This window comes from Nocardia stercoris, assembly GCF_003696265.1.
Taxonomy (GTDB): Bacteria; Actinomycetota; Actinomycetes; order Mycobacteriales; family Mycobacteriaceae; genus Nocardia; species Nocardia stercoris.
In genome coordinates this window covers 229,975-255,128 of record NZ_RFFH01000007.1, presented here as the reverse complement: position 1 = coordinate 255,128, position 25,154 = coordinate 229,975, and the positions used below count along the sequence as shown (strand labels likewise).

19 protein-coding genes are annotated in these 25,154 nt (G+C 69.3%); 13 read left to right on the top strand and 6 right to left on the bottom strand.

Features of this window, described 5'->3' with window-relative positions:
• Positions 1-9 precede the first annotated feature (9 nt).
• Complete coding sequence (locus EBN03_RS18595) at positions 10-1,164, bottom strand: acyl-CoA dehydrogenase family protein (RefSeq protein WP_122189318.1); 1,155 nt, start codon at positions 1,162-1,164, stop codon at positions 10-12.
• 200 nt (positions 1,165-1,364) lie between these two features.
• Between EBN03_RS18595 and EBN03_RS18590 the strand changes: the two genes are divergently transcribed.
• From EBN03_RS18590 to EBN03_RS18580, 3 genes are all read left to right on the top strand, one after another.
• On the top strand, positions 1,365-2,231 hold the full coding sequence (locus EBN03_RS18590) for an oxygenase MpaB family protein (protein WP_122189317.1): 867 nt from the start codon (positions 1,365-1,367) through the stop codon (positions 2,229-2,231).
• A gap of 31 nt (positions 2,232-2,262) precedes the next feature.
• Entirely contained in the window at positions 2,263-3,819 is a 1,557-nt protein-coding gene (gene fadD5 / locus EBN03_RS18585) for a fatty-acid--CoA ligase FadD5 (RefSeq protein WP_122189444.1), read from the top strand.
• Between the two features lie 77 nt (positions 3,820-3,896).
• Positions 3,897-4,535 carry a TetR/AcrR family transcriptional regulator gene (locus EBN03_RS18580; protein ID WP_122189316.1) on the top strand — a complete coding sequence of 213 codons (639 nt, stop codon included), beginning with the start codon at positions 3,897-3,899 and terminating at the stop codon, positions 4,533-4,535.
• A 1-nt stretch (position 4,536) separates the two neighbouring features.
• Here the strand turns inward: EBN03_RS18580 and EBN03_RS18575 are convergent, their stop codons facing one another.
• The gene (locus tag EBN03_RS18575; RefSeq protein ID WP_122189315.1) at positions 4,537-6,063 is read right to left on the bottom strand and encodes an aldehyde dehydrogenase family protein; all 1,527 of its coding nucleotides are present in this window, start codon (positions 6,061-6,063) and stop codon (positions 4,537-4,539) included.
• A 108-nt stretch (positions 6,064-6,171) separates the two neighbouring features.
• Positions 6,172-7,830 carry an AMP-binding protein gene (locus EBN03_RS18570; RefSeq protein WP_407671171.1) on the bottom strand — a complete coding sequence of 553 codons (1,659 nt, stop codon included), beginning with the start codon at positions 7,828-7,830 and terminating at the stop codon, positions 6,172-6,174.
• Between the two features lie 56 nt (positions 7,831-7,886).
• On the opposite strand from EBN03_RS18570, the gene EBN03_RS18565 reads away from it, so the two are divergent.
• The gene (locus tag EBN03_RS18565) at positions 7,887-8,750 is read left to right on the top strand and encodes a helix-turn-helix transcriptional regulator (RefSeq protein ID WP_122189314.1); all 864 of its coding nucleotides are present in this window, start codon (positions 7,887-7,889) and stop codon (positions 8,748-8,750) included.
• A 407-nt stretch (positions 8,751-9,157) separates the two neighbouring features.
• On the opposite strand, the gene EBN03_RS18560 is transcribed toward EBN03_RS18565, so the two are convergent.
• Entirely contained in the window at positions 9,158-9,379 is a 222-nt protein-coding gene (locus EBN03_RS18560; RefSeq protein ID WP_147471632.1) for a hypothetical protein, read from the bottom strand.
• Positions 9,376-10,386 (bottom strand): Rpn family recombination-promoting nuclease/putative transposase, encoded by a 1,011-nt coding sequence (locus tag EBN03_RS18555; protein WP_122189312.1) that lies wholly within the window; start codon positions 10,384-10,386, stop codon positions 9,376-9,378. The genes EBN03_RS18560 and EBN03_RS18555 overlap by 4 nt, the downstream gene beginning before the upstream one ends.
• Positions 10,387-10,751: 365 nt before the next feature.
• Between EBN03_RS18555 and EBN03_RS18550 the strand changes: the two genes are divergently transcribed.
• Positions 10,752-12,266, top strand: coding sequence for an aldehyde dehydrogenase family protein (locus EBN03_RS18550; RefSeq protein WP_233608459.1), 1,515 nt, complete (start codon positions 10,752-10,754; stop codon positions 12,264-12,266).
• On the opposite strand, the gene EBN03_RS18545 is transcribed toward EBN03_RS18550, so the two are convergent.
• Entirely contained in the window at positions 12,242-13,297 is a 1,056-nt protein-coding gene (locus EBN03_RS18545; protein WP_233608458.1) for an AraC family transcriptional regulator, read from the bottom strand. The genes EBN03_RS18550 and EBN03_RS18545 overlap by 25 nt on opposite strands.
• 106 nt (positions 13,298-13,403) lie before the next feature.
• Between EBN03_RS18545 and EBN03_RS18540 the strand changes: the two genes are divergently transcribed.
• The 8 genes from EBN03_RS18540 to EBN03_RS18505 all read left to right on the top strand — a co-directional run bounded on the left by EBN03_RS18540 (position 13,404) and on the right by EBN03_RS18505 (position 25,029).
• Positions 13,404-14,867 carry a flavin-containing monooxygenase gene (locus tag EBN03_RS18540; protein WP_122189309.1) on the top strand — a complete coding sequence of 488 codons (1,464 nt, stop codon included), beginning with the start codon at positions 13,404-13,406 and terminating at the stop codon, positions 14,865-14,867.
• Between the two features lie 10 nt (positions 14,868-14,877).
• Positions 14,878-16,590: a GMC oxidoreductase gene (locus EBN03_RS18535; protein ID WP_122189308.1), complete on the top strand. Its 1,713-nt coding sequence runs from the start codon at positions 14,878-14,880 to the stop codon at positions 16,588-16,590.
• Positions 16,587-18,248 (top strand): acyl-CoA synthetase, encoded by a 1,662-nt coding sequence (locus EBN03_RS18530; RefSeq protein ID WP_122189307.1) that lies wholly within the window; start codon positions 16,587-16,589, stop codon positions 18,246-18,248. Before EBN03_RS18535 ends, EBN03_RS18530 begins: the two co-directional genes overlap by 4 nt.
• Entirely contained in the window at positions 18,245-19,060 is an 816-nt protein-coding gene (locus EBN03_RS18525; protein ID WP_199742867.1) for an alpha/beta fold hydrolase, read from the top strand. The genes EBN03_RS18530 and EBN03_RS18525 overlap by 4 nt, the downstream gene beginning before the upstream one ends.
• Before the next feature lie 169 nt (positions 19,061-19,229).
• Positions 19,230-20,366, top strand: a complete 1,137-nt coding sequence (locus EBN03_RS18520) for an acyl-CoA dehydrogenase family protein (RefSeq protein WP_122189306.1) — start codon at positions 19,230-19,232, stop codon at positions 20,364-20,366.
• A 34-nt stretch (positions 20,367-20,400) separates the two neighbouring features.
• Positions 20,401-21,615 carry an acetyl-CoA C-acetyltransferase gene (locus EBN03_RS18515; protein WP_122189305.1) on the top strand — a complete coding sequence of 405 codons (1,215 nt, stop codon included), beginning with the start codon at positions 20,401-20,403 and terminating at the stop codon, positions 21,613-21,615.
• Positions 21,616-21,630: 15 nt separating this feature from the next.
• Positions 21,631-23,781, top strand: coding sequence for a 3-hydroxyacyl-CoA dehydrogenase NAD-binding domain-containing protein (locus EBN03_RS18510; RefSeq protein WP_122189304.1), 2,151 nt, complete (start codon positions 21,631-21,633; stop codon positions 23,779-23,781).
• A gap of 33 nt (positions 23,782-23,814) precedes the next feature.
• Positions 23,815-25,029, top strand: a complete 1,215-nt coding sequence (locus EBN03_RS18505; protein ID WP_122189303.1) for an oxygenase MpaB family protein — start codon at positions 23,815-23,817, stop codon at positions 25,027-25,029.
• Positions 25,030-25,154 lie beyond the last annotated feature (125 nt).

Here is a 25,154-nt window from a genome sequence, read left to right as displayed (position 1 = left end):
GGGACCGGATCAGCGCGACCCGGTCAGCTCGCGGCCGATGATCTCCTTCATGATCTCGTTGGTGCCGGCGTAGATCGACTGGATCCGCGCATCCGCATAGGCCCGTGCGACCGGGTACTCCATCATGAAGCCGTACCCGCCGTGCAACTGCAGGCAGCGGTCGATGACCCGGTTCTGCAGATCCGACAGGTACCACTTGCCCTTGGCGGCGTCGATGGGGGTGAGTTCGCCGGCGTTGTAGGCGCGGATCACGTTGTCCACGTAGGCTTCCGCGACGTCGAGCTCGGTGGCCAGCTCGGCCAGCACGAACCGGGTGTTCTGGAACCCGCCCAGCGGCTTGCCGAACGCCTTGCGCTCCTTCACATATGCCACGGTCTGGTCGAAGATCGCGCGCGCATCGGAGTAGGCGCCGGCGATGACACCCAGTCGTTCGGGCACCAGGTTCGCCATCAGGTGGATCAGGCCCTGCCCTTCGGTGCCGAGCAGGTTCGCGGCCGGGACCACGACGTCGTCGAAGAACAGCTCCGAGGTGTCCTGCCCCTGCAGGCCCAGCTTCCGCAGCGGACTTCCGCTGCGGAAGCCGGGAGTGCCGCGTTCGACGACGAACAGGCTGAAGCCGCGCGAGCCGGCCTCGGCGTCGGTGCGGGCGGCGACCACGACGATGTCGGCGCTGGTCCCGCAGGAGATGAATGTCTTCTGTCCGTTGATGATCCAGCTGTCGCCGGCGCGGACGGCCGTGGTCTTGATGCCCTGCAGGTCGCTGCCGGTGCCGGGTTCGGTCATGGCGATCGCGCCGATGATGTCGCCGGTCGCGAAGCCGGGTAACCAGCGTCGCTTCTGCTCGTCGGTGGCCAGGGCCAGCAGGTAGTGCAGGATGATGTCGTCCTGCATGCCGATGGTGAAGCCGAAGGACGTGGCGCGGGTCCGCGCGATCTCCTCCTTGACGACGAGCTGGTAGCGGTAGTCGGTCTCGCCCGAGCCGCCGTACTCTTCGGGGACCCAGAGCGCGAAGACGCCGTTGCGGGCCGCCGACCGGATGGCGGCGCGGTCGACGAGGTGCTGCTCGTCCCAGGTCTCCATGTGGGGGACCACTTCGCGCTGCAGGTATTCGCGGACGACCGTCCGGTAGGCCTCGTGGTCGTCGGTATACAACGTTCGCCTCAAATTTCCGGCCTTTCCTGGCACCATCGGGGTGAGATGTTTGTACGAGAACCTTCTCAGCCGCTCTAGCTTTCCGGAACCGCCGTACCTAGACTCGATGAGAAGAAGATAGTGCGATCGTCTCATTGACTCGGTGGAAACCGCAAGACCGGTGGAAACCGCACGACCGGGCGCGACCGCAAGACCAGGGAGGCAGCGACGCCATGACCACACCCCTACGCAGGTCCGACCCCGAACCAGCCCGGACCTGCCGGTACGGCACGGTCGACAACTTCGACATCGACAGCTACCTCGACGGCGCGAACGTCCTGCTGGGCGGCGGGGCGAACGTGATCATGCAACTGTCCAACGTGCCGATCGGGCACGGCGTCGCGCACAGCGCCGTCTACTCCGGCCGCGCCGACCTGCGCCCGTGGAAACGCCTGCGCACCACCGTCACCTACCTGGCCGTCGCCCTGCTCGGCAACGAACACGACCGGCAGATCTTCCGCACGGCCGTCAACGGCTCGCACCGCATGGTCCGCTCCGAACCCGGCGCCGAGGTCCGCTACAACGCCTTCGACCCGGAACTGCAGAAATGGGTCGCGGCCTGCCTGTACTTCGGCATCGTGGACCTGCGCGAGCGCCTGTACGGCCCCGACGATCGCGCCACCCGGGAAGTCTTCCTGCAGTACGCCGCCCGGCTCGGCACCACGCTGCAGATGAAGCCCGACATGTGGTTCCACACCCTCGAGGAATTCGACGAGTACTGGCAGGACGGCCTGAAGCGGCACGTCCCCGACGAACTGGTGGCCGGCTACCTCGAGGACCTCGTCGATCTGCGCAACGTCCCGCGCCTGGCCGTGTTCGCGCCGCTGCACCGCTTCATCGTGACCGGTCTGCTGCCCGCGTCCATGCGCGAAGGCCTCGACCTGACCTGGACCCCGCGCCAGGAACGCCGCCACCGCCGGCTGCTGCGCGGCCTCGGCGGTGTGCAGCGCCGGCTGCCCGCCCAGGCCCGGCTGTTCCCGTATCAGCTGCTCCTGCGCGATGTCCGCCGCCGCCACCGCGGCGGCCGCCCGCTCGTCTGACCGCCCCACCTCTCACCCTGGACAGGAACCGATGACTCCCGACCCGCTGCAGTCGATCCGGCGCAACAACTGGATCAACCAGATCGCCACCCACGCCACCATGCGCCCCGACGGTCTCGCCGTCCGCTACCGCGGAAACGACACCACCTGGCGGCAGCTCCACGATCGCTTCGAGAAGCTCGCCGACGCGCTGAGCCGGCGCGGGGTCGGCTTCGGCGACCGAGTGCTCGTGCTGGCGTTCAACCACCCGGCGTACCTGGAGACGGTGTTCGCGATCAACGCGCTCGGCGCCATCGCGGTCCCGGTCAACTTCCGGCTCACCGTCCCCGAACTCGGGTACATCGTGGGTGACTCCGGGGCGACCGTGATCGTCACCGACACCGTGCTGCTCCCCTTGGCTCAGGCTGCGCGGCAACAACATCCGGCGCTCGAGACCTGCATCGTGATCGGCGGCGAGACCACCGAGGGCACCCTCGGCTACGACGATCTGATCGCCGAGCAGAGTCCGGCGCACCCGCCGGTGGACCTGCCCGAGGACACCCCGTGCCTGATCATGTACACCTCCGGCACCACCGGTTCCCCCAAGGGTGCGGTGCTGTCCTACGCGAACATGAACGCGCAGGCCCTGACCTGTATCCGGGCCATGGAGATGACCCCGGAATCGATCGGCTTCTGCACCTCGCCGCTGTTCCACATCGCCGGATTGGGCAGTCTCGCACCGGCATTCCAGCTCGGCGCCGCCACCGTGCTGCACCCGCTGGGCGCCTTCGACGCCACCGAGTTCCTCGACGCGGTGGAGGCCGAACAGGCCACCATCGCCTTCTGTGTGCCCGCCCAGTGGCAGCTCATCTGCGCCGAACCGACTGTGCGGCAACGCAAGCTGGCGCTACGCAAGCTCAGCTGGGGTGCCGCCCCGGCCTCGGACACGGTGCTGCGCGCGATGGCCGAATGCTTCCCGCAGGCCGACAATGTCGCGGTGTTCGGGCAGACCGAGATGTCCCCGATCACCTGCGTGCTCGAGGGCCGCGACGCCCTGCGCAAGCTCGGCTCGGTCGGCCGGGTCATCCCGACCGTCACCGCCCGCATCGTCGACGACGAGATGAACGACGTGGCACCCGGCGAGATCGGCGAGATCGTCTACCGCGGCCCGACCATGATGCAGGGCTACTGGAACAAGCCCGAGGCCACCGCCGAAGCCTTTGCCGGCGGCTGGTTCCACTCCGGCGACCTGGTCCGCCAGGACGAGGAGGGGTTCATCTGGGTCGTGGACCGCAAGAAGGACATGATCATCTCCGGTGGCGAGAACATCTACTGCGCCGAAGTGGAGAACGTCCTGTTCGATCATCCGGCGATCCGGGAGGCGGCGGTGATCGGGCGGCCCGACGAGAAGTGGGGCGAGATCCCGGTGGCGGTCGTGGCGCTGCACGACGCGCAGGCCCAGCTCACCCTGACCGACCTCGAGGCGCACCTGAACACCTACCTGGCGCGGTACAAGCAGCCCAAGGACGTCGTGGTCGTCGACGTGCTGCCCCGCAATGCCAGTGGCAAGGTGCTCAAACATAAGCTGCGCGAGGACTTCTCGCACTGATCACGCCACGCGGGCGAGAACCTACGACGCCGGAGCGGCGCACAGCCGCTCCGGCGCCCGAGATCGAGGAGGAACGCATGGCCGGTCCGGCGAAGCTGCTGCCGATGGTCCGCGACGGGGCACCCGTCGGCGGGGACCAGTCCGAGGTGCTCGACGCGGCACTGCAGGCGTTTCTCGACTTCGGGATCAAGCGCACCAGCATGGCCGAGGTCGCGCGCCGCGGCCGGGTCTCGCTGGCGACGCTGTACCGGCGCTTCGCCGGCAAATCCGAACTGGTGCTGGCGGTATTCCTCGCGCAGGCCAGGGAATTCCTGGATCGCGCCGACGCGGCCGTCCGCCCGCTGGTCGAATCCGGTGCGCCCGCGCCGGATCAGATCGTCGAACTGTTCGTGGCGTTCACGGCGGGACTGCGGGAGAACCGGCTGCTGGACCGGATCATCGAGACCGATGCCGAGACGGTCCTGCCGTACCTGACCGTCCACGGCTCCGGAGTCATCGAGACCGGCCGGGATTACCTGGCGGAGTTCATCTTCCGGCTGCAGCGCGAGGGCAAGCTGCCCGCCTACGACCCGCTACCGGTGGCCGAGATGGTGGCCCGGACCTCGCTGTCGTTCGTGCTGACCAAGCCGACGCTGGTGCCGCTGGACGACGAAGCGGCCGCGCGCCGGTTCGCGCGCGACCACATCGTGCCCTCGTTCCGCCCGTTCGCGGTGTGACCTACTTGAAGCGGCGGCTACCGCGGGCCGACATGGCCCGCATGGCCCCGCGCATGAAGCCGAACTTCTTCATGTCGTAGGGGAACCAGAGCATTTCCTTCTTCTGCGTGGGCAGCGCGGGCGCGGTGATCGCCTGCTTGCGGCAGTACTTACGCACGCCGTCCGCGCCACCCCAGCGGTACCCGGTGCCGGACTGACCCCAACCACCGTGCGGCAGTGCGAAATTGAACAGATTGATGGTGGCGTCGTTGATGTTCACCGCGCCGGCGTCCAGGTGCCGGGCGATCCGCTGCCCGCGCGAGACACTGCCTGTCCACACCGAGGCCGACAGGCCGTAGATCGAGTCGTTGGCGAGCTTGATCGCCTCGTTCTCGTCGGTCACCTTGATCACCGGGATCGTCGGGCCGAAGGTCTCCTCGGTGATGCAGGACATGGTGTGGTCGACACCGACGAGCACGGTCGGTTCGTAGAAGGTGCCGGTTCCGGTCGGCTTGCCGCCGGTGAGCGCCTGCGCGCCCGCGGCGAGCGCCTCGTCGACGTGCCGGGACACGATCGCGAGTTGCGCCTCGTTGGCCAGGGGGCCGATGTCGAAGCTGCCGGTCCGGTCGTCGCGACCCACCCGCAGCTCCCGCACGTGCGCGACCAGCTTCTCCAGGAAGCGGTCGTACACAGCGGCTTCCACGTACACCCGCTCGACCGAGACGCACAGCTGGCCCGCATTGCACAGCGCGCCGAACGCGATGCCGTAGGCAGCCCGATCCAGATCGGCGTCGGCGAGCACGATGGCCGGGTCCTTACCGCCCATTTCGAGGCTGTAGGGGATCATTCGTTCCGCGCAGGCCACCGCGATCCGGCGGCCGGTGCGGCCCGAGCCGGTGAACTGGATGTAATCGGATTCGGCGACGACCGCGGCCCCGGTGTCTCCGCCACCGGACACGACCGCGAACACCGCGGGCGCGCCGATCTCCTGCCAGCCGCGCGCCAGCACGAGCGGGGTCAGCGGCGTGACCTCCGAGGGCTTGAGCACCACCGCGGCGCCGGCGGCCAGCGCCGGGATCAGGTCGGCGGCGGGCATGCCGAGCGGGAAGTTCCAGGGCGTGATGATGCCGACCACCGGGAACGGCTTGTAGGCCGTGGTCAGCTTCTTGACCCGCATCAGCGGCGAGTGCGGCGACACGTGGGTGTCGGCGAGGAACTTGCCGGCATTGCGGGCGAAGTAGCCGAGCAGGTCGACGGTGAAGGCGATCTCCACTTCGGCCTCGACGCGCGGCTTGGCCGATTCGGCCTGGATGCTGTCGGCCAGTTCGTCGGCGTGGTCGAGCACCCAGTCCTGCAGCTTCAGCAACCAGTCCTTGCGTCCGGCGGGGCCGAGGCTCTCCCAGCGCTTCTGCGCGGTCCGCAGCGACCGCACGGTGGCGGTCACCTCGTCCGGTGTGGTGACCGCGACGGTGCCCACGGGCTCGCCGGTCGCTGGGTTGCGGACCTCGAGTTCGGCGGGATCGAGGGTGGTGTTGGCGGAATCGGTCACGTCTACTCCCGTGTGGCGGAGATCTCCTGATTGCCCTCACTATAGACACGCTGAGAAGTTTCGACCATATCCTTCTCAACATCTCGGCGACCGATTCCGTGCGCCGTCCTACGGCTGCTTTCCGGCCTCCCCGGCGAGCAGGCCGATGGCGATCTCGCGCATCTCCACCTTGCGGATCTTGCCGGTCACCGTCATCGGGAACTCGTCCACGACGTGCACGTAGCGCGGGATCTTGTACTTGGCCAGCTTGCCGGCGCAGAACTCGCGCAACGACTCCGCGGTCAGCTCGGATGCGCCCTCGGACAAGCGGATCCACGCCATGAGCTCCTCGCCGTACCGGTCGTCGGGCACGCCGATCACCTGCGCGTCGAGCACGTCCGGATGCGTGTAGAGGAACTCCTCGATCTCGCGCGGATAGATGTTCTCGCCGCCGCGGATGACCATGTCCTTGATCCGGCCCGTGATGGCGACATAGCCGTCGTCGTCCATGGTGGCCAGGTCGCCGGTGTGCATCCAGCGTTCGACGTCGATCGCCTCGGCGGTCTTCGCCGGATCGTTCCAGTAACCGAGCATGACCGAATAACCCCGCGTGCACAGTTCACCCTGCTCACCGCGGGGAACTGTCGCACCGGTCGCCGGGTCCACGATCTTGATCTCCAGGTGGGGACCGGCCCGGCCGACGGTCGCGGTGCGCTGCACCAGAGTGTCGTCGCGGCGGGTCTGGGTGGACACCGGGCTGGTCTCGGTCATGCCGTAGCAGATGCTGACCTCGCGCATGCCCATCCGCTCGATCACCTGCTTCATGACCTCCACCGGGCACGGCGAACCGGCCATGATCCCGGTCCGCAGCGAGGACAGATCGTAGGTGGCGAACTCGGGCACCGCCAGCTCGGCGATGAACATGGTCGGTACCCCATACAGCGAGGTACAGGCTTCCGCCGCAACGGCTTCCAGCGTCGCGCGCGGCTCGAACGCCGGGCCCGGGATGACCATGGCGGCGCCGTGACTCGTGGCGGCCAGATTGCCCATGACCATGCCGAAGCAGTGATAGAAGGGCACCGGGATGCAGATCCGGTCCCGCTCGGTGTAGCCGCACAGCTCGCCGACGAAATAGCCGTTGTTCAGGATGTTGCGGTGGCTGAGGGTGGCGCCCTTGGGGAAACCCGTTGTGCCCGAGGTGTACTGGATGTTGATCGGGTCGTCGGGGGAGAGCCGCGCGGCCGCCTGCGCCAACCGTTCGGGCGAGGCGCCGCGGCCGGAGTCGAGCAGGCCGTCCCACTGCGGGGTGTCCAGCAGCAGAACCTGATCGAGGTCGGGGCACTCGGGCCGCACCTGCTCGATCATGGCCGCGTAGTCGGAGGTCTTGAACGAACTCGCCGCCACCAGCAGCCGGATTCCGGCCTGCTGCAACACATATCGCAGTTCGTGCGCCCGGTAGGCCGGGTTGATCGTGACCAGGATCGCGCCGATCGCGGCGGTCGCGTACTGGGTCAACGTCCACTGCGGGCAGTTGGGCGCCCAGATGCCCACCCGGTCGCCCTTGCCGATCCCGGCGCTCAGCAGGCCCTGCGCCAGCGCGTCCACCTCGGCGGCGAACTCCCGGTAGGTCAGGCGGACGCGACCGTGCTGGTCGATCAGCGCGTCGCGGTCGGGGAACCGGGCCGCCGTGCGCCGCAGATTCGCCCCGATGGTCTCCTCCAGCAGGGGAACGTCCCCCGGCCCGATGGAACAGCTGTCCGGCCGACCCCGGCCCGTACTCGTACTCACCCGACTAGGATCCAAGTCACACCTGCCGTACCGCTACCCCCGGAAAGGGGTATCCGATGTCCTCCGCCGCCGACCTGCTGCGTCCGCCGGACGACGACGCCGTGCGGGCCGAACTGCGCGCCACGGCGGCGCTGACCGCGACCTCGGTGGTGTTCGGCGGGCAGGTCCACGGGGACGCGCTGGTCATCGACGAACTGGTGGGCGCCCGCACCAACGCGATGCGCGGCCTCGTGGTCGCCAGCAGCGCCGGACTCGGTGGCGCCGCGATCGCGACCGGGGTGCCGCGCTCGGTCGCCGACTACACCGCGTCGTCGAGCATCACCCACCACTACGACGCCGCCGTGCTGGGCGAGGGCCTGCACGCCGTGCTCGCGGTGCCGGTGGTGGTGTCCGGGCGGGCCCGCGCGGTGCTGTACGCGGGCGACCGCGAGCGCGGCCCGATCGCCGGCCGCGTCGCCGACACCATGCTGGCCGCGAGCCGCCGCCTCGCCGCCGAACTCGCCGTCCGCGACGAGGTCGACCGCCGCCTGCGGCTACTGGCCGCCCGCGCCGCCCTCGCGGGCACCCCGGACACGAATTCCCGCCTGTCCGAACAACTTCGGGACCTCCACGCCGAACTCCGCGGCATCGCCCAGTCCCTGCCCGCCGGTGCCCGCGACCGCCTCCGCGCCGCCACCGACCGCCTCGCCGCCCTGGTCTCCGGCACCCCCGCACCCGGCGAGCCGATCGACCTCGCGCCCCGCGAACTCGACGTCCTCGCCCAGATCGCCCTCGGCTGCACGAATTCCGAAGCGGCGGCCCGCCTCTCGCTCCGCCCGGAAACCGTGAAGAGCTACCTCCGCAGCGCCATGACCCGCCTCGGCGCCCACACCCGCCACGAAGCAGTGGTCCGCGCCCGCCGCCTGGGGCTGCTGCCCTGAGTGGCTACTCGATCATCCGCGGAAAAGACGTAGCAGCCTCCGCCCCCGTTCGGGTTCGGGTTGTACTCCTGCGAACCGGTCTGCTGCGGAGAGGAGAACTGGCAGGCGAGATCCGCCGAGAGCGGGCCGAACGGGAACTGCGGGTACAGGATGGCAGCGGTCTGCGCCGACGAACCGTTGGAAGCCAGGGTCTGTCCGTCGGACGACAGCGCCAGCCCCGACGACCCGGAGGCCGGTCCCGCCGACATCGTGTCCGCGGCAGCGGTGCCCGAGCCGAGTGCGACGGTGCACGCGAAGCCGGCCACGGCAATTGTGAGCGCAGATTTCCGCCGTGTCGGCCAGGACGGACCGACTGTTCCGGTATCCCCCGGCACCACAGGTATGCCGGGGGATACCGGCGGTGATCGTCAGCCGAAGACAGCCGCCGCGGACTCGGCGCTGACCACTCGTCGGCCCCAGCGCTGGAGCTCCTCGAGGCTCCCGCTCCGCACCCGTTCCCGGACCCAGGCCGGAACCACGATGAATCGGACTGCGATCTGCTCGAGCAGCATGTCAGCGCGGCCCACGATCTCACCGCGGGCTTCGCCGCGTGCCTCGCCGCGTGCTTCCAAAAGGTCAGCGATCGTCATTCGAAGATGGCCTCGGCGGACGGTGCGTCGACCAGGCGCTTACCCCACTCGCGAAGCTGCTCCAGCGTCGCGCCGCGCACCCGGTCCGGAACCCAGTCCACGGCCTCGGGAAAACGGATTGCGATTTGGTCGAGCAACATTTCAGCGCGACCCACAAACTCGCCGCGGGCTTCACCGCGGGCTTCACCGCGCGCCTCTCCCCGTGCTTCCAAAAGGTCAGCGATCGTCACGTACGCCTCCTTCGCCTCGGGTCCCAGTTCCTCGATGAGAGATTCCCACTCAGCCATCGCCACAGTCCTGCCGCGTGTACTCCCGACGATGACAATGTAACGCAGCAGAGCTTGCAGGTCAGCGACGGCGTTCGGGCTCGCTGCCACCGCGCGGAGCACATCGGAGACCCTGCGGCCCGTCGTGACCGGGTCCGGGCCGAGAGCGCTGATCTTTTCCAGGAGCAACGTGGCCAGGGCTGCCGGGGTCAGGGCGCGGCGGCGCAGTTCGTCCTCGCCGACCTGGGTGATGTCGTCGAGCAGGTATCGGGTCGTCAGGTACGGCGCCCACTCTGTGCGAAGCTCGGCCGGCAGATCCACCAGGTCGAGGTAGTCCACCGGCACGGTCCAGGGCTTGCCCTCGTGGCCGGTGTGCACCACAAGCGACACGATAGGCGGTAGTGACCTTGCCGCCGGGTTCTCCGCCAGGTGTCGACGACAGAGCAGGTTTCGGTATTCGGAGATGCGCAGCGGCATGGTCCAATCCGGCTTGGACTGATGCTCGACCATGAGGTGCAGGTAGCCTTCGACGCCGGCCATGCGGGCCCGCATCACGACGTCGGCGCTGGTCGCGCGGAGCTTGTCGACGAACGCGGCAGACAACAGTTCCACGCTGTCCCAATCGATGTGCAGCACCATCGAATCCGGTAGCACGGAACGCAATTCGCTGACCATTTCCTCCTTTCGGGTCATGATCTCGCGGAACAAGCCATCGTGGGGATGCTGCACGGTTTCGATCATGGGCAGAGGCTATAACGGCCTGTGGCAAGGGTTTTCGTGCAGAGTCAGCTAGACGGATCCGGGGGATCTCGCTCGCATTGTTCGTCTTCGGTCTCGACAGGTGTCGTGAGTCGGAGTGTTCGGATGCGGTCCGCATCGGATCTGGGTGGGTGCGCTCGGGGCGGCTGGTGGCTTCCGGCGGACTGATGCGTACGAGTGCACGCCCGGATCCACCGGTCCCGGCCGGCACCTGGTTGTTCGGCGCGGATGGGGTGGGATGGGGTCGAGATTGACCGGAAATGTCGATCGATTGTCCGCAAGTGTCTGTGCGTGAGGGGGCGACCGGCCTACCGTGGAGTTCTCCGCCGTCTATTTCGGGAGCGACATTGAGCAGCACTACCGATAGCCGATCCGCCGACGACTCGGTTCTGGTGTCGGTCGATCCGAGTTCGGGTGAGGTGATCGCCGAACATCGGGTGGACGATGCCGACGCGGTGCGGGCCGCGGTCGCCGACGCGCGGGTCGCGGCCCGGACCTGGGCGGGCATGTCGTTCGCCGAGCGCAAGCGGGCGCTGCAGCGGTGGGCCGCGTATCTGACCGGGCACGCCGACGAGTTCTCCGCGCTGATGCACCAGGAGAACGGCAAGCCGCTCGACGACGCTTTCCTCGAGCTGTCGCTGACCGTCGGGCACATCGACTGGGCGGCCAAGCACGCCGAGAAGACGCTGCGCACCCGGACCGTGCGGCCCGGAGCGCTCATGGCCAACTTCGCCGCGTCGGTGGAGTACCGCCCGCTCGGTGTCGTCGGCGTGATCGGCCCGTGGAACTACCCGACCTACACGCCGAACGGGTCCATCGCCTACGCGCTGGCCGCGGGCAACACGGTGGTGTTCAAGCCCAGCGAATACACCACCACCATCGGCAACTATTACGCCGAATCCTTCTCGAAGGCGAATCCCGAACTGCCGCAGCATATTCTGCGCACAGTCAACGGATACGGCGCGACGGGCGCCGCGCTCGTCACCGCCGGGGTCGACAAGATCGCGTTCACCGGCTCCACGGCCACCGGCAAACGGATCATGGCCGCCGCCGCCGAAACACTCACGCCGATCCTGCTCGAATGCGGCGGCAAGGACGCCGCCATCGTCGCCGCGGACGCGGACGTGGCAGCCGCCGCCCGCGACATCGCCTGGGGTGCGGCGGCCAACAGCGGCCAGACCTGTGTCGGCATCGAGCGGGTGTACGTGCTGGCGTCGGTGCGGGAACGGTTCCTCGACGAGCTGCGCAAGAACCTCGCCCAGGTCCGCGCCGGCAGCGAGCCGGGCGCGCACTACGGGCCGATGACCATGCCCAGCCAGGTCGCGGTCGTGCGCGAGCACATCGAGGACGCGCTGAAGCACGGCGGCACCGCGCTCGTCGGCGGCCCCGACTCCGTGCGGGCCCCCTTCATCGACCCGGTAGTGCTGGTCGACGTCGACGAGGATTCGCTTGCGGTGCAAGAGGAGACGTTCGGCCCGACGGTGACGGTCCGGTCGGTGGACAGCCTCGACGAGGCGATCGCCCTCGCCAACGGCACCCGCTACGGCCTGGCCTCCTCGGTGTACTCGGCACGGCACGGCGTGGAGATCGCGCGGCAGCTGCGCGCGGGTGCCACCTCGATCAACTCGGTCATCGCGTTCGGCGCGATCTCCGCGCTGCCGTTCGGTGGCGTCGGGGAGTCCGGGATCGGCCGCATCCACGGCGAAGAGGGCCTGCGCGAATTCGTCCGGCCGCATTCGATCGCCCGGCAGCGCTTCGCGATTCCCGGCATGGCACTGCTCGCCCTGGATCGCACACCCGCCGCCATGGCCATGGCCCGGCGCGCGGTGCGGATGCTCTACGGCCGCGCACCCCGGCGGTAGGCGGCCGGGGTCGTCCCGGTCCAGCGCTTGAAGGCGTGGATGAACGGCGTCGCCTCCGCATAGCCGAGGCGGACGGCGACGTCGTCTACGCTCAGCGAGGTACCGGACAGCATCTCCTCGGCCAAGGTGTGCCGGACCTCGTCGAGCAGCGCGCGGTAGCTGGTGCCCGCCGCGTCGAGGTGGCGGCGTAGCGTGCGCGGGCTGACATTGAGGTCGTGCGCGAGCCTGTCGAAGGTCGGCGGGACCGCGAAACCCGCGGCGCCCGAGGTGGGCAGCAGCCGGTCGCGCACCTCGGCGGCGATCCCGGTGCGGGTACTGCGTTTACGGATCAGGTCCTGGCACTGGGCGATACACGCCGCCCAGGTCGCCGGATTCGACTGGGGGAGCGGCTGCGCGAGCTGGGCCCGGTCCAGCGCGAACGAGGTGTACCGCGCATCGAATTGCGGTCGGACACCGAAGATCTCGGCCATCCGGTCCGCCCGGTCGCCGGCCGGGTGGTCGAATTCGACCCGGGTGAGGTCGAGCGGGCCGCCCAGCAGGTCACTGGTCACCTGGTACATGGCCACCACGTCGCGGTCGGTGAGGAACTCTCGGACGTCCGCCGGCACCGTGTCGTTGTGGATCCGCGCCACCACACCGCTGTCGCCGACCTCCACCACCGGTATGCAGAACGCGAACCCGAGCCGGTAGTAGCGCAGCGCCAACGCGATCGCCTCACCCAGGTTCGGGCTGGTGATGCAGGCGTAGCCGAAGATCCCGAAGGTGCTGATCCGGTAGCGGCGGCCGACCTCGGCGCCGAGCGCCGGCACTGCGCCGACCTCGCGCAGCAGGGTGCGCACCACGGTCAGTTCGGTCTCGGCCGTGATCTGTGCGTCGGGATCGGCCAGGCCGGCGGCGGAAAGGCCGGTGCCCGCGAGCATTCGGTCCACCGGTACGCCGTGCTCGACCGCGAAACCGACCATGGTGGCCACGCTGGCGGTGCCGCGGGCGAAGTGCCAGGTCGTGACGTCGGGTTGGTGCACGGTATCCACCCGACCATTATGGCCGAAAATGTGGAAATTCTGACCGTCAGTGTCTCGAGACAACGACTCCGGTGGACCTACCGTGAGTGTGTCGAAGTCGACAGAAAGGGCGTCCATGACTGGTCGGAGCGATCCCAGGATCGTGATCATCGGCACCGGTTTCGGTGGCCTGGGCGCGGCCATGGAGCTGCGCCGCGCCGGATACGAGCGGGTCACCCTGCTCGAGCGGGGCCACGACGTCGGGGGTGTGTGGCTGGCCAATACCTACCCGGGCGCGGCCTGCGATGTGCCCTCGCCGCTGTACTCGTTCTCCTACGAGCCGAATCCGGACTGGTCCACCCGCTTCGCGCCCCAGGCCGAGATCCAGCGCTACCTGCGCGATCTCGCGTCGAAATATGGTCTGCTGGAACGGATCCGGTTCGGCAGCGAGGTCACCGCCGCCGAGTACGACGACGCCACCGCCGGGTGGACGGTCCGCACCGCGGACGGGACGGTCCACGAAGCGGACGTGGTGATCTCGGCGGTCGGGCAGTTGTCGCGACCCGCCTTCCCCGATATCCCGGGCATCGAGACCTTCGCGGGCGCGGCCTTCCATTCCGCCGAATGGGACCACAGTGTCGATCTGGCCGGTAAGCGGGTCGCGGTGATCGGAACCGGTGCCAGCGCAATCCAGTTCGTGCCCGAGATCGCGCCGCGGGTCGCGCAGCTGACCGTCTTCCAGCGGTCGGCCACGTGGATCATGCCCAAGCCGACCACCGACTACGGTCCGCGGGCGCGCGGCAGGTTCCGCCGGTTCCCGGCCACGCAACGCGCGGCCCGGCTGGGCTGGCTGGCGCTGTGCGAGGCGGTGTCGGCGACCATCGTCGACGTGCCGCGGCTGCGGCCGATCATCGCAGGAATCGGCCGCTTCCACCTGCGCCGGCAGGTCACCGACGAGCGCCTGCGTGCCGCGCTGGCCCCGGACGCGCCACCCGGCTGCAAACGGGCCCTGTTCTCCAACGACTGGTTTCCCGCCCTGGACCGGCCCACCGTGCGGCTCGAGACCGGCGGCATCGCCGAGATCACGCCCGCCGGTGTGCGCGGCCGCGACGGAACCCTGCACCGCGCGGACGTCATCGTCTACGGAACCGGTTTCAAGGGCACCGAATTCCTCTGGCCGATGACCGTGACCGGCGCCGCGGGCCGCAAGCTGCACGACGAATGGTCCACGGGCGCACAGGCGTACAAGGGCATCACGGTGAGCGGGTTCCCGAACTTCTTCCTGGTCTACGGCCCGAACACCAACCTGGGGGCGGGCTCGATCGTGCACGTCATCGAATCCCAGGCCCGCTACATCCGCCGTGCGGTCGAAGTGATCGCGGCGCAACCGGGTTCGGCGCTCGAGGTGCTGCCCGCCGCCCAGGCCGCCTACGACGCGCGCATCCAGGCCCGGCTGAACCGCTCGGTGTGGAGCTTCTGCACCAGCTGGTACCGCGACGCCGCCGGCCGGATCACCAACAACTGGCCCGGCACGGTCACCGCCTACCGCCGCGAGACCGACCGGCTCGACCTCACCGACTACCGGCTGACCCGGGCCTAGAAAGGACGATATGAGCCACGACTACGACGTCATCGTCATCGGATCCGGCTTCGGCGGCAGCGTCAGCGCACTGCGGTTGACCGAGAAGGGTTACCGGGTAGGCGTTTTCGAGGCCGGGCGCCGGTTCGCCGACGACGAGTTCCCGCAGACCTCGTGGCGCATGCGGCGCTACCTGTGGGCACCGGCCCTGGGCTGGTACGGGATTCAGCGCATGACCCTGCTGAAGAACACCTTCGTGCTCGCGGGCGCCGGGGTGGGCGGTGGCTCCCTGGTGTACGCGAACACGCTGTATCAGCCACCGGACGAGTTCTACGCCGACCGGCAGTGGGGTCACATCACCGACTGGAAGGCCGAGCTGGCGGCGCACTACGACCAGGCGCAGCGCATGCTGGGCGTCACCACGAATCCGGCGACCACCCCGGCCGACCGGGTCCTCGCCGAGGTCGCCGGTGACATGGGTATCGCGGACACCTACCGGAGCACGCCGGTCGGTGTGTTCTTCGGCGGACCCGGGCGCCGGCCCGGTGACGACGTGCCCGACCCGTTCTTCGGCGGCGCGGGGCCACAGCGGCGGACCTGCACCCACTGCGGCGAATGCATGACCGGCTGCCGGCACAACGCCAAGAACACCCTGGTGAAGAACTACCTGTACCTGGCCGAAAAGGCTGGTGCCACAGTGCATCCGCTGACCACGGTCACCGACGTCCGGCCGTTGCCGGGTGGTGGGTACGAGGTCACCGCGGTCCGCACCGGTCCGCGGCCGGGCCGCAAGCAGCGGTTCACCGCCGAGCAGGTGGTGTTCGCCGCGGCCGCGCTGGGCACCCAGCGGCTACTGCACCGGCTGCGCGATCGCGGGTCGCTGCCGGGCATCTCGGCGCGGCTCGGCCGGCTGTCCCGCACGAATTCCGAAGAGCTGCTGTCGGTGCGCAGCCGCAACCGGGACAGCGACTTCACCAAGGGCGTCGCGATCACCTCGTCCATCCATCCGGACGCCCACACCCATATCGAGCCGGCGCGCTACGGCAAGGGCAGCAATGCCATGTCCGCGATGACCACCGTCATGGTCAGCGGGGACGGCCCACGCTGGCGCGGCTGGCTCCGCGAGCTCGTCCGCCACCGCAGCGACCTGGCCCGCATCCACAATCCGCACCGCTGGTCGGAACAGATGCTGGGCCTGCTGGTCATGCAGTCCACCGACAACTCGCTGACCACCTACACCAAGCGCGGTCTGTTCGGTCGTCACATGACCACCAAACAGGGTGAGGGACAACCGAACCCGGACTGGATCCCGGCCGGGCACGAGGTCGCCCGCCGGGTGGCCGAGAAGATCGACGGTGTCCCGACCGCCGCGGTCAGCAGCAGCATCTTCAACATCCCCATGACCGGCCACTTCATCGGCGGCTGCGCCATCGGCGACAGCGCCGAGACCGGGGTCGTCGACCCGTACCACCGGATGTACGGCTACCCCGGCCTGCACGTCGTCGACGGCTCGACCATCTCCGCGAACCTGGGCGTGAACCCGTCGCTCACCATCACCGCGCTCGCCGAGCGGGCGATGTCGTTGTGGCCCAACCGAGGTCACGCCGACCCGCGCCCCGCGCCGGGCGCGCCCTACCTGCGGATCGCACCCGTCGCCCCCGCGCATCCGGTGGTCCCGGCGAGCGCGCCGGCCGCGCTGCGCCTGCCCATCGTCGAGATCACCGGAGGAGCGACCGAGCTATGAAATCCGTTCTCCGCGAAGCTGTCCGTACGGTCGGTCACACCGTCGAGACGGTCCGGGCCGTGGCCACCCTGCACAATTCCGGGGTCATCGACCTGACCCGGCCGCTGCGCCTGCTGCGAACGGCCCAGGGCGGCAAGGTGTTCGGCCCGCAGGCCACCCTGATCCGCAACGCCGCCCAGGACCATCCGGACGCTCCCGCGCTCGCCGACGAGCGGGGTGTGCTGACCTACCGCGAACTCGACGAGCAGGCCGACGCGCTCGCGAACGCCCTGCTCGACCTGGGTCTGACCCCGGGTTCGGTGGTCGGCGTCCTGGCGCGGGACCACCGCGGCCTGCTGCTGACGGTGTGCGCCGCGGGCCGGGCCGGGTTCCGGCTCGCCATGCTGAACACCGGGTTCGCCGAACCGCAGTTCGCGGAGGTCTGTGCCCGCGAACAGGTGCGAGCGGTATTGCACGACAGTGAGTTCCACGGTCTGCTCGCCGCCCTGCCGCCCGAGCTGCCCCGGGTCCTGACCTGGCTCGACGACGGCGACACCGTGGCGGACGGCGTGCGCACGATCGACGAGCTGATCGCGTCCGGCGACCGCACCCCACCGCCGGCACCGGCACAGGCCGGGGGATTCATCATCCTGACCAGCGGCACCACCGGCCTGCCCAAGGGCGCACCGCGCACCACGGTGAGCCCGCTGGTCAGCGCGCTGTTCGTGGACCGGATCCCGTTCCCGCGCCAGGGCCGGGTCATGATCGTCTCGCCGCTGTTCCACGCCACCGGATTCGGCATGTGGACCGCGGCCACGGCCACCGCCGCGCAGACCATCCTGGTGCGGCGCTTCGACGCCGAGCAGACCCTGCGGCTGCTGGCCGAGCATCGCGCCGAGATGCTGGTCGCGGTGCCGACCATGCTCAACCGGATGGTCGCCCTGCCGGCCGATGTCATTGCCCGCTACGACCTTTCGGCGCTGCGGGCGATCGTGGTCGCTGGGTCCGCACTGTCTCCGGACCTCGCGCAAAGGGTGCAGGACATCTTCGGTGAGGTGCTCTACAACCTGTACGGGTCCACCGAGGTGGCGATCGCCGCGGTCGCCCAGCCCGCCGAACTGCGCCGCGCACCCGGCACGGTGGGACGGGCGCCGGTCACCGCCGAGGTCGCGCTGTTCGACGCCGCGGATCGGCGCGTATCCGGTGCGGGGGTGCGCGGGCGGGTGTTCGTCCGCAGCGGCGCCCCGTTCGAGGGCTACACCGACGGCCGGCACAAGCAGATCGTCGACGGTTTCATGTCCACCGGCGACATGGGCCACTTCGACGCGGACGGACTGCTGTTCATCGACGGCCGCGACGACGACATGATCGTCTCCGGCGCCGAGAACGTCTACCCGCTGGAGGTGGAGAACCTGCTCACCGCGCTCGACGGCGTGGACGAGGTCGCCGTCGTCGGCGTGCCGGACCCGGAGTTCGGGCAGCGCCTGCGGGCGGTGGTGGTGCGGGAACCGGGCGCCGAGCTCGACGCCGACGCGGTCCGGCAGCACGTGCGGGCCAATCTCGCCCGGTACAAGGTGCCGCGTGACGTGTTGTTCGTGCCCGAGTTGCCCCGCAATCCGACCGGAAAGGTCGTGCGCCGCGCACTGCAGGAGCTCGACGCGACGGAGCGTGCGCAGTGACCACCCAGGTGTCCTGTGAACGCCGCGGCTCCGGGTCGCCGATCGTGCTGGTGCACGGATTGGGTAGCCGCTGGCAGTGTTTCGAGCCGATCCTCGACCGGCTGGCGGCCGAGCACGAGGTGATCGCGGTGGACCTGCCCGGGTTCGGGCGGACGCCGCCGATCGCCGGGGTCGAGCCCGGCGCGCGCGGGTACGCGCGCTGGCTGACCGGCTGGCTGGACCGGATCGGTATCGAGCGGCCGCACGTGGTGGGCAGTTCCATGGGCGGCGGGGTGGCACTGGAACTGGGCCGGGCCGGAATCGCCTGCGCGGTCACCGCTTTCGCGCCGATCGGCTGCTACGGCCGGCCCGGGCTGTGGTGGGTGCAGGGACTGCTCACCGCCCTGCGGGCCGCGGGCGGGGCGACCGGTCCGCTGGTATCCGCCGCTCTCGACCACCCGGCCGGCAAGGCGGTTCTGTTGAGCGCGTTGTTCGGCCGGCCCGGTCGGGTGCCGGCGGATTCGGCGCGCGCCGACGTGGCCGCGCTGGTGGCCGCCGCCTCGTTCGTGGCGGCCCGGGACAGTTTCGGTGGCTATCGCCTGGCGCTCGGCGACGATCCCGGTGCGCTGCGGCGCATTCCGGTCACCGTTGCCTGGGGTACGCGGGATGCGGTGCTCACCTATCCGACGCAGAGCCGGCGGGCGCGGGCGGTGCTGCCGTTCGCGCGGCACGTGGCCCTCCGGCACTGCGGCCATCTGCCCTTCAACGACGATCCCGCGGCGTGTGCCGCCCTGGTCCTGCAGGACCAGGTGCGACGGCGGGACCTGCGATGACGGTGAAAGGAGACCGAATGCCGCCGGTCGCCGGGTCCGCCGATACCGGCGAGTCGGCCGTTACCTATCGCTCGCTAAGTAGCTGTGGTAAGAACGACGGCACCGCAGTGGCGTGCGGGCCGCGCACACCCGCGATCGACGGGAACAACGCCGACCATGAGGAGTAACCATGACCGCCGACCCCGGTGAACTCACCGAACTCAGCAAGCTCGCCCGCGCCTTCTTCACCGAGGAGGTCGTGCCGCGCCGCGAGGAGTTCATCGCGCAGGGCCGCCCCTCCCGCGACGTCTATCGCCGTGCCGGTGAACTCGGCCTGCTGTGCATGTCGATCCCCGAGGAATACGGCGGTGGCGGAGGCACTTTCGCGCACGAGGCGGTCCTGATCACCGAGCAGGTCAAGGCCGGCGACACCTGCATGCAGCTGCCGGTGCACACCGGGATCGTGCCGCACTACCTGCTGGCCTACGCCTCGGAGGAGAACAAGCACCGCTGGCTGCCGAAACTCGCGTCGGGGGAGTGGATCGGCGCGATCGCCATGACCGAGCCCGGCACCGGATCCGACCTGCAGAACATCACCACCAAGGCGATCCGTGAGGGCGACGAGTACGTCGTCTCGGGCGCCAAGACGTTCATCTCCAACGGTCGCAACTGCGACCTGCTGATCATCGCGGTCAAGACCGACCCGACCCAGGGTGCGCGGGGCGTCTCGCTGCTGGTAGCCGAAGTCGCCGACGACACACCGGGTTTCGAGCGCGGCCGGATCCTGAAGAAGGTCGGCCAGAAGGGCCAGGACACCACCGAACTGTTCTTCGACGGCCTGCGCGTCCCGGTGGCGAACCTGCTGGGCGACGCCGAGGGGCAGGGCTTTTTCCAGCTGATGCAGCAGCTCCCGCAGGAGCGGCTGATCACCGGCGTCGGGGCGGCGGCAGTGATCGAGAACGCCGTCGAGACCACCATCGAATACACCAAGTCCCGCACGGCGTTCGGCAAACCGCTGTTCGCGCTGCAGAACACCCGCATGGAACTCGCCGAATGCGCCACCATCGCCGCGGTGGTGCGCACGTTCGTCGATGACGCGCTGGCCAAGCACCTGCGCGGTGAGCTCGACGTGAAAACCGCCGCGATGGTGAAGTACTGGACCACCGACCGCCAGAACGAGGTCGTCGACCGCTGTCTGCAGCTGCACGGCGGCTACGGGTACATGGAGGAATTCCCCATCGCCCGCATGTGGACCGACGGCCGCATCGCCCGCATCTACGCCGGCGCCAACGAGGTCATGAAGGACCTCATCGCCCGCTTCCTGTGACCCATCCGAAGCACACAGCTGAACCCGAAAGACTGTGATGACCGAAGCATTCATCTACGAAGCCATCCGCACCCCGCGTGGGCGCGGTAAGAACACCGGCTCCCTGCACAGCGTGAAGCCCGTCGACCTCATGACCGGCCTGATCGACGAACTGCGCCACCGCCATCCCGGCCTCGACCCGGCCGACATCGACGACATCGTGCTCGGCGTGGTCAGCCCGGTCGGCGACCAGGGCGCCGATATCGCCAAGACGGTCGCGCTCGCGGCCGGACTGCCCGACACCGTCGCCGGTGTGCAGCTCAACCGGTTCTGTGGTTCCGGTCTGGAGGCGGTCAATACCGCCGCGCAGAAGGTGCGGTCGGGCTGGGAGCAGCTCGTGGTGGCCGGTGGCGTCGAGTGCATGTCGCGGGTGCCGCTGGGCGCCGACGGCGGGCCGTGGGCGCTGGATCCGATGACCAACTACCGCACCTATTTCGTGCCGCAGGGTGTGTCCGCCGACCTGATCGCCACGATCGAGGGGTTCACCCGCGAGGATGTCGACCGCTACGCGGTCCGCTCGCAGCAGCGGGCGGCCGCCGCCTGGTCGGGCGGCTACTTCACCAAATCCGTTGTGCCCGTGAAGGACCTGAACGGCACGGTGCTGCTCGATCACGACGAGCTGATGCGCCCGGAGACCACCGTCGCCGATCTCGCCGGACTGAAACCGTCCTTCGCGGCCATGGGTGAGATGGGTGGCTTCGACGCGGTCGCGCTGCAGAAGTACCACCGGGTGCAGAAGATCGATCACGTCCACCACGCGGGCAACAGTTCCGGCATCGTCGACGGCGCCGGGCTGGTGCTCATCGGCAGCGACCAGGCCGGTGAGCGCGCCGGGCTGACGCCGCGGGCGCGGGTCGTCGCCTCCGCGGTCAGTGGCGCCGACTCCACCATCATGCTGACCGGTCCGGTGCCCGCCACCGAAAAAGTCTTGGCCACAGCGGGTTTGACCCTCGACGACATCGATCTGTTCGAACTGAACGAGGCGTTCGCGTCGGTGGTGCTGAACTATCAGAAGAAGCTCGGTATCCCGGACGAGAAGTTGAACGTCAACGGTGGCGCCATCGCCATGGGCCACCCGCTCGGGGCCACCGGCGCCATGATCACCGGAACCATGGTCGACGAGCTGGAGCGCCGCGGCGCCCGCCGCGCCCTGATCACCCTCTGCATCGGCGGCGGCATGGGCATCGCCACCATCATCGAACGCGTCTGAGAGACAACAATTCACATGACCGACAACATGATTCACTGGAACCTCGGCGCAGACCGGATCGTCGTGCTCACCATGGACGACCCCGGCAAGTCCGCCAACACCATGACCGAGGCGTTCGAGCGGTCACTGCGCGAGACCGTCGACCGGCTCGAGGCCGAACGCGACACCTTCGACGGGGTCATCCTGACCTCCGCCAAGGACACCTTCTTCGCCGGCGGTGACCTGGAACTGCTCATGAACGCCGGACCCGACGACGTGGCCATGGTGTCGGCCGGACTCGACGCCTACAAGGCGTCGTTCCGGCGGCTCGAAACCCTCGGCAAGCCTGTGGTCGCGGCGATCAACGGCACCGCGCTCGGCGGCGGCTTCGAGGTCGCGCTGGCCTGCCACCACCGGATCGCCTTGGACAAGAAGGGTTCTCAGCTCGGGCTGCCCGAGGTCACCCTGGGGGTGCTGCCCGGCGCCGGCGGGGTGACCCGCGTGGTGCGGCTGATCGGGGTCGTGCCCGCCGTGCTGAACGTGGTCGGCCAGGGCCAGCGGATGAAGCCCGCGAAGGCGTTGCAGGTCGGCATCATTCACGCGGTGGCCGCCACCGCGGACGAGATGTTCGCGCAGGCGCGTGCCTGGATCGCCGCCAACCCGGACGCGGCCCAGCCGTGGGATGTGCAGGGCTACAAGATCCCCGGCGGCACCCCGGCCTCGCCGGCCTTCGCGGCGAACCTGCCCGCGTTCCCGGCGAACGTGCGCAAGCAGCTCAAGGGCGCGCCGATGCCCGCCCCGGCCGCCGTGCTGGCCGCCGCGGTCGAAGGCTCCCAGGTCGACCTGGACACCGCGTTCGCGATCGAGACCCGGTACTGCGCCAACCTGATCTGCGGTCAGGTCAGCACCAACATGATCAAGGCGCTGTTCTTCGACCTCAACGCGATCAACAAGGGCGCCTCCCGCCCGGCGGGGATCCCGGAGCGGCAAGCGCAGAAGGTCGCGATCCTGGGTGCGGGCATGATGGGCGCCGCGATCGCGTACGTGAGTGCCGTCGCGGGCCTGCCGGTCGTGCTGCGCGACGTGACGGTCGAGGCCGCCGAGCGCGGAAAGGACTACTCGCGCAAGATCCTCGACAAATCGGTGGCCAAGGGCCGCATGACCGCCGAGAAGCGCGACGAGATCCTCGGGCGGATCCTCGCCACCGGCGAGATCGCCGACACACGAGGCGCGGATCTGGTGATCGAGGCCGTCTTCGAGGACCTGGAACTGAAGAAGAAGGTCATCGCCGAGATCGAGCAGTACGCCGCGGCGGACGCGGTGATCGCCACGAATACCTCGGCGCTGCCGCTCGAGCGCCTCGTCGGTTCGGTGAGCCGCCCCAAGGACCTGATCGGGCTGCACTTCTTCTCGCCGGTGGACAAGATGCCGTTGCTCGAGATCATCTCCGCCGAGACCACCAGCGATGAGACCCTGGCCCGCGCCATGGATTTCGCGTTCCGGATCCGCAAGACCCCGATCGTGGTGCAGGACGTCTACGCGTTCTATGCCAACCGGGTGATCGGCGCGTACGCCGACGAGGCGCTGTCCATGGTCGCCGAGGGCGGCCACCCGGCCAGCATCGAGCAGGCCGCCACCCAGGCCGGGTTCCCGGTCGGCGCCCTGACCCTGATGGACGAGGTCAACATGAAGACCACGCTGAAGATCCGGCGCGGCTGGCAGGAGCTGGACGGTTTCGTCGACTCGCTCGGCGGCCCGGTGCAGGACCGCATGGTCGAGGAGTTCGATCGCCCGGGTCGCTTGCACGGCAAGGGTTTCTACGACTACGCCGCGGACGGCACCCGGCTCGCGCTGTGGGACGGGCTGTTCACCGAGTACTACCGGCCCGAGGTCGAGATCCCGTTCGAGGACATGAAGGAACGGCTGCTGTTCGCGGGCGCGGTCGAGGCGGCCCGCTGTTACGAGGCCGACATCGTCGGATCGGCGGCCGACGCCAATATCGGTTCGATCATGGGCATCGGCTACCCGGCCTGGACCGGCGGCGCGCTGCAGTTCATCGACCAGTATGCCGGTGGCACAGCCGGTTTCGTGGCCCGGGCGGACCAGCTCCGCGACCGCTACGGGCGCCAGTTCGAGGTGCCCGAGGGCTTGCGGGCGGTCGCCGGCGCCGGCGACGCGTACGCCTGATCCACCGAAAACCCAACTCGACGAGGAGTTGTCATGTCCCAGGTCATACCGTCGCGTCATCCCGCGGGACCGAAACCCGTGCCGGGCATGGTGCGCGCGTTCGCGCTCGCGCTGGGGATCCGCAAACCGACCGCCGCGGAATTCCGGCGGATGGGCGAATGCCTCACCGTGGGCGACGAACCGATGGACCGGCTGGTCGAATGGATGTACTCGGCCGGGATGAAGAACGCCCGCCCGCTGTTCGAACAGGCGCTGGCCGGCGGCATCGAGAGTCTGATGTCGCCGCCGGAACCGTTGCGGGAGTTCTTCGCTCACGCCGAGGCCACCCCCGACTGGGTCGATCCGGACACCCTGATCCGGGGCGCGCAGGTGCTGCGGCTCGGCGGATCGGACGGTATGTCCCTGGGCCGTGACATCTCCCTGCTGGGCGGATACCAGTTCGCCGGGTTCAACCAAACCCTGTTGCGCACCGGCGCATTGGAGAAGGGATCGAACACCCGCTTCGCGGAGACGATGCGGTGGGCGATGGACATCGTCACCGACGGCGGCCTGGGCCCGTTCGGTGTGGGCTACCGGTCCACGCTGCGGGTCCGGATGATCCACGCGATGGTGCGCCGGCACGTGGCGGCGCTGCCGGACTGGCGGGCGGACGCCTGGGGGCTGCCGATCAATCAGACCGATATGGCTGCCACCATGGTGGGCTCGCTGATCGCCCCTGCGGCAGGCGGTTTCGGGATCGGTCTGCTGGTGACGAAGTCCGACCTGGAGGCGGTCGCGCACGTCGCGCGGTACACGGGCTGGCTGATGGGTGTCCGGGACGAGTTCCTGCCGAAGTCGTTCCGCGACGGGGTGCGCATCCTCTACCACACGCTGACCGCGCTGGCGACGCCTGACGAGACCACCCGGCAGCTGGCGGCGCCGATGGTGGACGACCCGCTGGGCTGGAACTACGACCGGCTCCCGCGGCTGCGCCGGCGGGTGGCGCGGTCGGCGCACCTGTCGATCACGGGCGCGTTCCTCGGCCCGCGCACCCTGCGGACACTGGGTGTGCCCTACGTGCTGCCGTGGTATCCGGCGCTCCGGTTCCCGGTCAATCTGGCCCGGTCGATCGCCGCGCACACCGGGCCCGAGGCGATGGCGCGTGCCGCCGCCCGCGGTGAGCGGGAGAACGAGGCGTTCCTGCGCGTCATGACCAGTGGGCCCGCCACGATCGGCGGTGCCGCCGAGCACCTGGCGCGGACGGCCTGAGCGGTTCGGCCCCGATCTCCCGTCGGGGGGAGATCGGACCGGCACCGGCCGCCGAGCTCCGGATGAACCCTCCGGATCGGAACAAGCAGAGCATATTTCGCTAATTGGACGATGGTTCAGGCCGA

Bases quoted from the DNA above. Each gene is read 5' to 3' on its own strand.
- EBN03_RS18590 (WP_122189317.1), top strand. From the start codon at position 1,365: ATGACCACACCCCTACGCAGGTCCGACCCCGAACCAGCCCGGACCTGC.
- fadD5 (WP_122189444.1), top strand. From the start codon at position 2,263: ATGACTCCCGACCCGCTGCAGTCGATCCGGCGCAACAACTGGATCAAC.
- EBN03_RS18580 (WP_122189316.1), top strand. From the start codon at position 3,897: ATGGCCGGTCCGGCGAAGCTGCTGCCGATGGTCCGCGACGGGGCACCC.
- EBN03_RS18565 (WP_122189314.1), top strand. From the start codon at position 7,887: ATGTCCTCCGCCGCCGACCTGCTGCGTCCGCCGGACGACGACGCCGTG.
- EBN03_RS18560 (WP_147471632.1), bottom strand. From the start codon at position 9,379: ATGACGATCGCTGACCTTTTGGAAGCACGCGGCGAGGCACGCGGCGAA.
- EBN03_RS18555 (WP_122189312.1), bottom strand. From the start codon at position 10,386: ATGATCGAAACCGTGCAGCATCCCCACGATGGCTTGTTCCGCGAGATC.
- EBN03_RS18540 (WP_122189309.1), top strand. From the start codon at position 13,404: ATGACTGGTCGGAGCGATCCCAGGATCGTGATCATCGGCACCGGTTTC.
- EBN03_RS18535 (WP_122189308.1), top strand. From the start codon at position 14,878: ATGAGCCACGACTACGACGTCATCGTCATCGGATCCGGCTTCGGCGGC.
- EBN03_RS18530 (WP_122189307.1), top strand. From the start codon at position 16,587: ATGAAATCCGTTCTCCGCGAAGCTGTCCGTACGGTCGGTCACACCGTC.
- EBN03_RS18520 (WP_122189306.1), top strand. From the start codon at position 19,230: ATGACCGCCGACCCCGGTGAACTCACCGAACTCAGCAAGCTCGCCCGC.
- EBN03_RS18510 (WP_122189304.1), top strand. From the start codon at position 21,631: ATGACCGACAACATGATTCACTGGAACCTCGGCGCAGACCGGATCGTC.
- EBN03_RS18505 (WP_122189303.1), top strand. From the start codon at position 23,815: ATGTCCCAGGTCATACCGTCGCGTCATCCCGCGGGACCGAAACCCGTG.